At 72.6% G+C, this 7,604-nt stretch carries 9 protein-coding genes; 8 read left to right on the top strand and 1 reads right to left on the bottom strand.

Features of this window, described 5'->3' with window-relative positions; translation table 11 throughout:
- Positions 1 to 186: 186 nt before the first annotated feature.
- The 8 genes from hpt to NH339_RS16395 all read left to right on the top strand — a co-directional run bounded on the left by hpt (position 187) and on the right by NH339_RS16395 (position 6,430).
- Positions 187 to 744, top strand: coding sequence for a hypoxanthine phosphoribosyltransferase (hpt, locus tag NH339_RS16430; RefSeq protein WP_253027098.1), 558 nt, complete (start codon positions 187 to 189; stop codon positions 742 to 744).
- A 181-nt stretch (positions 745 to 925) separates the two neighbouring features.
- Complete coding sequence (ftsH, locus tag NH339_RS16425) at positions 926 to 2,968, top strand: ATP-dependent zinc metalloprotease FtsH (protein WP_253027097.1); 2,043 nt, start codon at positions 926 to 928, stop codon at positions 2,966 to 2,968.
- 103 nt (positions 2,969 to 3,071) lie between these two features.
- Positions 3,072 to 3,647, top strand: coding sequence for a GTP cyclohydrolase I FolE (gene folE, locus NH339_RS16420; protein ID WP_067854402.1), 576 nt, complete (start codon positions 3,072 to 3,074; stop codon positions 3,645 to 3,647).
- A 13-nt stretch (positions 3,648 to 3,660) separates the two neighbouring features.
- Positions 3,661 to 4,554, top strand: coding sequence for a dihydropteroate synthase (gene folP, locus NH339_RS16415; RefSeq protein ID WP_374208342.1), 894 nt, complete (start codon positions 3,661 to 3,663; stop codon positions 4,552 to 4,554).
- Positions 4,544 to 4,993 carry a nuclear transport factor 2 family protein gene (locus tag NH339_RS16410; RefSeq protein ID WP_253027096.1) on the top strand — a complete coding sequence of 150 codons (450 nt, stop codon included), beginning with the start codon at positions 4,544 to 4,546 and terminating at the stop codon, positions 4,991 to 4,993. Before folP ends, NH339_RS16410 begins: the two co-directional genes overlap by 11 nt.
- Before the next feature lie 11 nt (positions 4,994 to 5,004).
- Complete coding sequence (gene folB, locus NH339_RS16405) at positions 5,005 to 5,382, top strand: dihydroneopterin aldolase (RefSeq protein ID WP_253027095.1); 378 nt, start codon at positions 5,005 to 5,007, stop codon at positions 5,380 to 5,382.
- The gene (gene folK / locus NH339_RS16400; protein ID WP_067854409.1) at positions 5,379 to 5,942 is read left to right on the top strand and encodes a 2-amino-4-hydroxy-6-hydroxymethyldihydropteridine diphosphokinase; all 564 of its coding nucleotides are present in this window, start codon (positions 5,379 to 5,381) and stop codon (positions 5,940 to 5,942) included. Before folB ends, folK begins: the two co-directional genes overlap by 4 nt.
- Positions 5,942 to 6,430 carry a DUF3180 family protein gene (locus tag NH339_RS16395; RefSeq protein ID WP_253027094.1) on the top strand — a complete coding sequence of 163 codons (489 nt, stop codon included), beginning with the start codon at positions 5,942 to 5,944 and terminating at the stop codon, positions 6,428 to 6,430. The genes folK and NH339_RS16395 overlap by 1 nt, the downstream gene beginning before the upstream one ends.
- A gap of 103 nt (positions 6,431 to 6,533) precedes the next feature.
- On the opposite strand, the gene NH339_RS16390 is transcribed toward NH339_RS16395, so the two are convergent.
- Positions 6,534 to 7,604: DUF885 domain-containing protein (locus NH339_RS16390; protein WP_253027093.1), on the bottom strand; the 1,071-nt coding region annotated here is incomplete at its 5' end.

The following is a 7,604-nucleotide window of genomic DNA, read 5'->3' as shown; positions in this document are numbered from 1 at the left end:
CCCTCGACCGGCTCGTCACCGACTGGCGCGGGCAGGACCGCGTCGAGCTGCCCGGTCACGTCGCGGTCCGCCGCGCCGACGGGCGCCTGCACGGGCCCTGACGGGCAGGTCCGCGCGGCCGCTCCACGGCAGGACGGGGGAGGGGGCTGGGCCCCTCGGTGGCCGCTCCTGTGGCAGGCTGGCGTCGTGGACCTCCAGCACGTCGAGTCCGACCTCGACCTCGACCAGACCCTGTTCACCGAGGACCAGATCATCGGGCGTCTCCAGGAGATCGCCCGGGAGGTCGAGGCCGACTACGAGGGCCGCGACCTGCTCCTGGTCGGCGTGCTCAAGGGCGCGGTCATGGTGATGGCCGACCTCGCCCGCAGCTTCGACCGGCACGTGGAGATGGACTGGATGGCGGTCTCCTCCTACGGGTCCGGCACCACGTCGTCGGGGGTCGTGCGCATCCTCAAGGACCTCGACGCCGACATCTCCGGTCGCCACGTCCTCATCGTCGAGGACATCATCGACACCGGCCTGACCCTGTCGTGGCTCGTCACCAACCTGCGCTCGCGGGGCCCGGCGTCGGTGGAGATCGCGACCCTCCTGCGCAAGCCCGACGCCCTGCAGATGGAGGTCGACGTCAAGTACGTCGGCTTCGACATCCCCAACGCCTTCGTCGTGGGCTACGGCCTCGACTACGCCGAGCGCTACCGCAACCTGCGCAGCATCGGCACGCTCGCCCCGCACGTCTACTCCTGACCAGCGGGCGCGCTGCGCGGAGCGGCGGACGTACCGCGGGAACGTCGGGGGTGTCCACGACGTTGCAGGAGTGGGAGATCGGCGGGTCGGGATTCCCCCCGGCGTGTACGGTTCCCTGTGTCGGCGGGGGAGTCCGCCGACCGAGCACACGAGGAGGAGTGGCCCGTCTGCGGGCCGTGCCATGAACGCCAAGCGCCTGTTCCGCGGTCCCTGGGTGTGGATCGTCCTCATCCTCGTCCTCGTCGTCGTCACCCTCCAGCTGTCCGGTCGTGCCGACGGCTACAAGGAGGTCCGCACGGCCTCGATGGTCGGCTACCTCGACGACGGCCGGATCAGCGAGGTCACGTTCGTCCAGGGCGACCAGGACATCCAGGCCACGCTCGACGACGGCACCAAGGTGCGCGCCAAGTTCCTCGACGGCCAGGGCGAGCGCCTCATCGAGAAGGCCGAGGCGCAGGTCGCGGCCAAGAAGCTCAAGACCTTCGACGTCAAGGTCCCGACGACCGGCTTCCTGACCTACCTGGCCAGCTCGATCCTGCCGATCCTGCTGCTCGTCGGCATCTTCCTGTTCTTCATGTCCCGCTTCCAGGGCGGCGGCGGTGGCGTCATGAAGTTCGCCAAGTCGCGCGCCAAGCTGATCACGAAGGACACCCCGCAGACCACGTTCGCCGACGTCGCCGGCTGCGACGAGGCCATCGAGGAGCTCGGCGAGATCAAGGAGTTCCTGCAGGAGCCCGCCAAGTTCCAGGCGGTCGGCGCCAAGATCCCCAAGGGCGTGCTGCTCTACGGCCCGCCCGGCACCGGCAAGACGCTGCTCGCGCGCGCGGTGGCCGGCGAGGCCGGCGTGCCGTTCTACTCGATCTCCGGCTCCGACTTCGTCGAGATGTTCGTCGGTGTCGGCGCCAGCCGCGTCCGCGACCTCTTCGAGCAGGCCAAGGAGAACGCGCCCGCGATCGTCTTCATCGACGAGATCGACGCCGTCGGACGCCACCGCGGCACCGGCATGGGCGGCGGCCACGACGAGCGCGAGCAGACCCTCAACCAGCTCCTCGTCGAGATGGACGGCTTCGACGTGCGCGGCGGCGTCATCCTCATCGCCGCGACGAACCGTCCCGACGTGCTCGACCCCGCGCTGCTGCGTCCCGGTCGCTTCGACCGGCAGATCGGCGTCGAGGCGCCCGACCTCAAGGGTCGCGAGACGATCCTCAAGGTCCACGCGCGCGGCAAGCCGATCGGCCCCGGCGTCGACCTGTCCAGCGTCGCACGCCGGACCCCCGGCTTCAGCGGCGCCGACCTCGCGAACGTGCTCAACGAGGCCGCGCTGCTCACGGCCCGCAGCAACCAGAAGGTCATCACCGACGCCGCGCTCGACGAGGCGATCGACCGCGTCATGGCCGGCCCGCAGAAGCGCACGCGCCTCATGAACGAGCACGAGCGGCTCGTCACGGCCTACCACGAGGGCGGCCACGCGCTCGTGGCCGCGGCGCTCCCGCAGAGCGACCCGGTGCACAAGATCACGATCCTCCCGCGCGGCCGGGCCCTCGGCTACACGATGGTGCTGCCCGACGAGGACAAGTACAGCCAGACGCGTGCCGAGCTGCAGGACAAGCTGGCCTACATGCTCGGCGGTCGCGCGGCCGAGGAGCTGGTCTTCCACAACCCGACCACCGGTGCCGGCAACGACATCGAGAAGGCCACGGGCCTGGCCCGCGCGATGGTGACGCAGTACGGCATGAGCGAGCGCGTCGGCGCGATCAAGCTCGGCAGCGACAACAGCCAGCCGTTCCTCGGCGGCGGCATGGGCATGGGCCACTCGCGGGACTACTCCGAGCGGGTCGCCGCGATCGTCGACGAGGAGGTCAGCTCCCTCATCGCGCACGCGCACCAGGAGGCCTTCGACATCCTCGAGGACAACCGCGACGTCCTCGACGCCCTCGTGCTCGAGCTGATGGAGAAGGAGACGCTCGACAAGGCTGAGGTCGCCCGGATCTTCGAGCCGCTGCGCCGTCGCGAGGTGCGTCCGGCCTGGACGGGCTCCGACACCCGTCAGCCCTCGGACCGGCCGCCGGTGGAGGCGCCCGAGGCCACGCGTCTCAAGGACGCCGAGCCCGACACCGGCATCGTCGTCGGGCCCGACTCCGGCCCCGACGCGCCCCCGCCGGCCGACCCGGCCCAGCCCACCGATCCCGGCCCGCAGGGGCCGGTCGGCCCGGGCACCGCCTGAGCGTGCGTCCCGACCGGCGCGACGGCATGATCGACGGGCGGGCGCACCGGGCGCCCACCGCACCGGCGCGGCCGGGCCGCGGTACCTCGACAGGAGAACTGGCATGACGGTGGATCTGGCGCGGGCCGAGGCAGCGGTGCGCGAGCTGCTCCTCGCGGTGGGCGAGGACCCCGACCGCGACGGGCTCAAGGAGACGCCGGCCCGGGTCGCCCGGTCCTACAACGAGCTCCTCGCCGGCCTCGACCAGGACCCGCGCGAGGTGCTGACCGCCACGTTCGACGTCGGTCACGACGAGCTGGTGCTCGTGAAGGACATCGAGCTCTGGTCGATGTGCGAGCACCACCTCGTGCCGTTCACCGGCGTCGCCCACGTCGGCTACATCCCGCGGGCGGACGGCTTCGTGACCGGGCTGTCCAAGCTGGCGCGCCTCGTCGACGTCTTCGCCCGTCGCCCGCAGGTGCAGGAGCGGCTCACCACGCAGATCGCCGACGCGCTCACCGACGTGCTCGAGCCGCGCGGCGTCATCGTCGTCATCGAGGCCGAGCACCTCTGCATGGCCATGCGCGGCGTCCGCAAGGGCGGGGCGCGCACGGTCACGAGCGCCGTCCGCGGCCAGCTGCGCGACCCCGCCACCCGCGCCGAGGCGATGGGCCTGATCACCGCGGGGACGCGCCGGTGACGGAGCCCGTCCCATGACGCCCCCGAGCCCGCACGGCCGAACCCTGGACGGCCCCGCCGTGCTGGAGCCGATCGGGCGCTGCAGGGTCATGGGCGTCGTCAACGTCACGCCCGACTCCTTCTCCGACGGCGGACGCTGGTTCGACCCCGCCCGCGCCGTGCAGCACGGCCGCGAGCTGGTCGCGGCGGGCGCCGACGTCGTCGACGTGGGCGGGGAGTCCACCCGGCCCGGCGCGGTGCGCGTCGACCTCGACGAGGAGCTGCGCCGCGTCGTCCCGGTCGTGCGTGCCCTCGCCGAGGAGGGGCACGCCGTGTCCGTGGACACGATGCGGGCGGCGGTGGCCGAGGCCGCGCTCGACGCCGGAGCGACCCTGGTCAACGACGTCTCGGGCGGTCGTGCCGACCCCGCCATGGTCCCCCTGGTGGCCGAGCGCGACGCGCCCCTCGTGCTCATGCACTGGCGCGGGCACTCCGACCGGATGCAGGACCTCACGCACTACGACGACGTCGTCGCCGACGTGCTGCACGAGCTGCGCGACCGGATCGACGACGCCCTCGCCGCCGGGGTCGACGCGGAGCGGATCGTCGTCGACCCGGGGCTGGGCTTCTCCAAGACCGGCGCCCAGAACTGGACGGTGCTCGGCGACCTCGCCGCGTTCGTCGGGCTGGGGCACCCGGTGCTCGTGGCCGCGAGCCGCAAGCGCTTCCTCGGCGAGCTGCTGGCCGACCCCGACGGGACGCTGCGTCCCACCGAGGGCCGCGAGTCCGCCACCCTCGCGCTGACCACCCTCGCCGCCCTGCACGGCGCGTGGGCGGTGCGCGTCCACGAGGTCGCCGCCTCGGTCGACGCCGTGCGCGTCGTCGCCCGCGTCGCCCAGGAGCAGGACGGGGCCGACCATGGCGAGTGAGGTGCTCGTGCGGCACCGCGCGTTCTACGACGCGATCGAGTCCGGCGACGTCGACCTGATGGCGTCGCTCTGGGTCGACTCGCCCAGCGTCACCTGCGTGCACCCCGGCGCCGAGGCGCTCGAGGGCACCGAGACGGTGCTGAGGTCGTGGACGCTCCTGATGGCCAACGTCGAGTACATCCAGTTCTTCCTGACCGACGTCCAGGTCGCGTGGCCGCTCGGCCCGAACGCCGACCTCGCCGTCGTCACCTGCACCGAGAACATCCTGTCGGGCGAGGGCACCGAGTCGCCCGAGCAGTTCGCGGGCGGCAAGGCCGTCTGCACGTCCGTGCTCGTCCGCTCCGGCGGCGACTGGCGGTTCTGGTCGCGGCACGCGTCGCCCGTGCTCGACATCGACCCCGAGGCCCCGCAGGAGCCCGGGATGACCGACCCGGCCTGAGGAGGCACCCGATGACCTGTCCGGAGGGACTCGACCGCATCGACCTGACCGGCGTGACCGCGTTCGGGCACCACGGCGTGCTCGAGCACGAGCGCGCGTTCGGCCAGACCTTCGTCGTCGACGTGAGCCTGGGCCTCGACCTCGGCGCGGCGGGTCGCAGCGACGACCTGACGGCCACCGTCAGCTACGCCGACGTCGCCGACCACGTGCTCGCGGTGCTCACGGGGGAGCCGGTGGACCTGATTGAGACGCTTGCGCTCCGTATGGTGGACTGGTGTCTGGCACGCCCGTCCGTCGAGTGGGCGAGCGTGACCGTGCACAAGCCCCAAGCGCCCATCGCGGTGACGTTCTCCGACGTCAGCGTGACGATAGAGCGGAGCCACCAGTGACCGAATCGCCCACGCCCTACGTGCTGGACGCCGACACCATGACGGGCGGGATGCGTCCCATCCGCCAGGCCGTCATCTCGATCGGCTCCAACCTCGGGGATCGTCTGAACCGGCTGCAGGGCGCCGTCTCCGCGCTCGAGGACACGCCCGAGGTGCAGGTCGTCTCCGTCTCCTCCGTCTACGAGACGCAGCCCGTCGGCGCCCCTGAGGGGTCCGGACCGTTCCTCAACGCGGTCGTCCTCATCGACACGACCCTCACGGTGCACACGCTGCTGGACCGCGCGCACGCGATCGAGGACGCCTTCGGCCGCGAGCGGTCCGAGCCGGGCGCCCCGCGCACCCTCGACGTCGACCTCGTGGTCGTCGGCGACCGGGTCGCCGACGACGAGACCCTCACCCTCCCGCACCCGCGCGCGCACGAGCGCGCGTTCGTGCTGCTGCCGTGGCTCGAGATCGACCCCGAGGGCGAGATCCCGGGACAGGGCTTCGTGGCCGACCTCGTCGGCGACGTCGACACGACCGGCGTCGTCCGGCGAGAGGACCTCGAGATCCTTCTGTGATGACCGAGGGACGGACGACCGCCGTCCACGTCGCTGCCCTCGTGGCCCTCGGGCTCCTGGTGGGCTCGGCCATCAGGCCGGTGTCGGTGCGTCTCGGTGCCTCGCCGCCTCGCCCGGGCTGGCTCGTCACGCTGCTGCTCCTCGGCCTCGCCGTCATCGTCGCGCTGATCGCGTGGAGCACCTGGCAGAGCCTGCACCGGCGCAAGGAGCGCATGACGTCGCAGCACGCCATGACCCTGCTGGCCCTCGCGAAGGCCTGCTGCATCGTCGGTGGGCTGTCGCTGGGCGCCTACGGTGGCGTCGCGCTCTCGTTCGTCCGTGACTGGGACACGATGTTCGGGCAGGACCGCGTCCTCCAGGGCGCCGCGGCCGCCGTCGCGGGCCTGCTGCTCCTCGTCGCCGCGCTCGTCCTCGAGCGCGCCCTCCACCTCCCCCAGCCCGACGACGAGGACGACGACGCGCCCCCCGGCGCCGCGACGCCGGCCTAGCCGTCCCCGTCCTCGTGTTTCGTGGAGATGATGACGAAAAAGGGACGAGCTTTCGTCGTCAACTCCGCAAAACGCGGGGAGGTCGCGGGGGCGTGGTGGCAGCTCAGGCCAGCGCGGACCGGAGGGTGTCGAGGCCGACGGAGCCGAGGCTGAGGGCCCGGCGGTGGAAGGTGCGCAGGTCGGGGCCGTGGGTCGCGACCCAGGCGTCGCGCACCTGCTCCCAGATCCGCTGCCCGACCTTGTAGCTCGGGGCCTGGCCGGGCCAGCCGAGGTAGCGGTTGACCTCGAAGCGGACGAACGGCTCGTTCATGTTCACGTGCTGCGCCATGAAGTCGAAGGCGTACTCGGCCGACCAGGGGCCCTGGCCGTCCGGACGGGGCAGCTCCAGGTGGACGCCGAGGTCGAGCACCACGCGGGCCGCGCGCATCCGCTGGCCGTCGAGCATGCCGAGCCGGTCGGCGGGCGCGTCGAGGTAGCCGAGGTCGGCCATCAGACGCTCCGCGTACAGCGCCCAGCCCTCCCCGTGGCCCGATGTCCACAGCGCGCCACGGCGCCACGCGTTCAGCTCGGCCGCGTTCCAGGCCGCGTACCCGCACTGGAGGTGGTGGCCCGGGACGCCCTCGTGGTAGACGGTCGTCAGCTCGCGCCACGTGTCGAACTCGGTCACGCCCTCCGGCACGCTCCACCACATCCGACCCGGCCGGGCGAAGTCGTCGCTCGGCGGCGTGTAGTAGATCCCGCCCTCCTGCGTGGGGGCGATGCGGCACTCGAGGGTGCGCATGACCTCGGGGACGTCGAAGTGGGTGCGGCCGAGCTCCTCGACGGCGCGGTCGCTCGTCTCCTGCATCCACGCCTGCAGGGCGTCGGTGCCGACCAGCCGGTGCTCCGGCGACGACTCGAGGTGCGCCACCGCCTCCGCGACCGTGGCACCCGGCAGCACCTCGCGGGCGACGGCCTCCTGCTCGCGCACCATCCGGTCGAGCTCCTCCAGGCCCCAGGCATAGGTCTCGTCGAGGTCGACCTCGGCGCCCAGGAACCCGCGCGACGCGAGGGCGTAGCGGTCGCGACCGCACGCGTCGCGCTCCCGCGCCGCCGGCAGCAGCTCCTCGCGCAGGAAGCCCGCCAGGTCCGCGTACGCGGCCCGGGCGCCGTCCGCCCCGCGCCGCACGTCGGC

This window comes from Aeromicrobium sp. CnD17-E (assembly GCF_024124745.1).
In the GTDB taxonomy this organism is placed as follows: Bacteria; Actinomycetota; Actinomycetes; order Propionibacteriales; family Nocardioidaceae; genus Aeromicrobium.
Note: the sequence above shows the minus strand (reverse complement) of the source record. Positions and strands in the feature narration are given on the sequence as shown.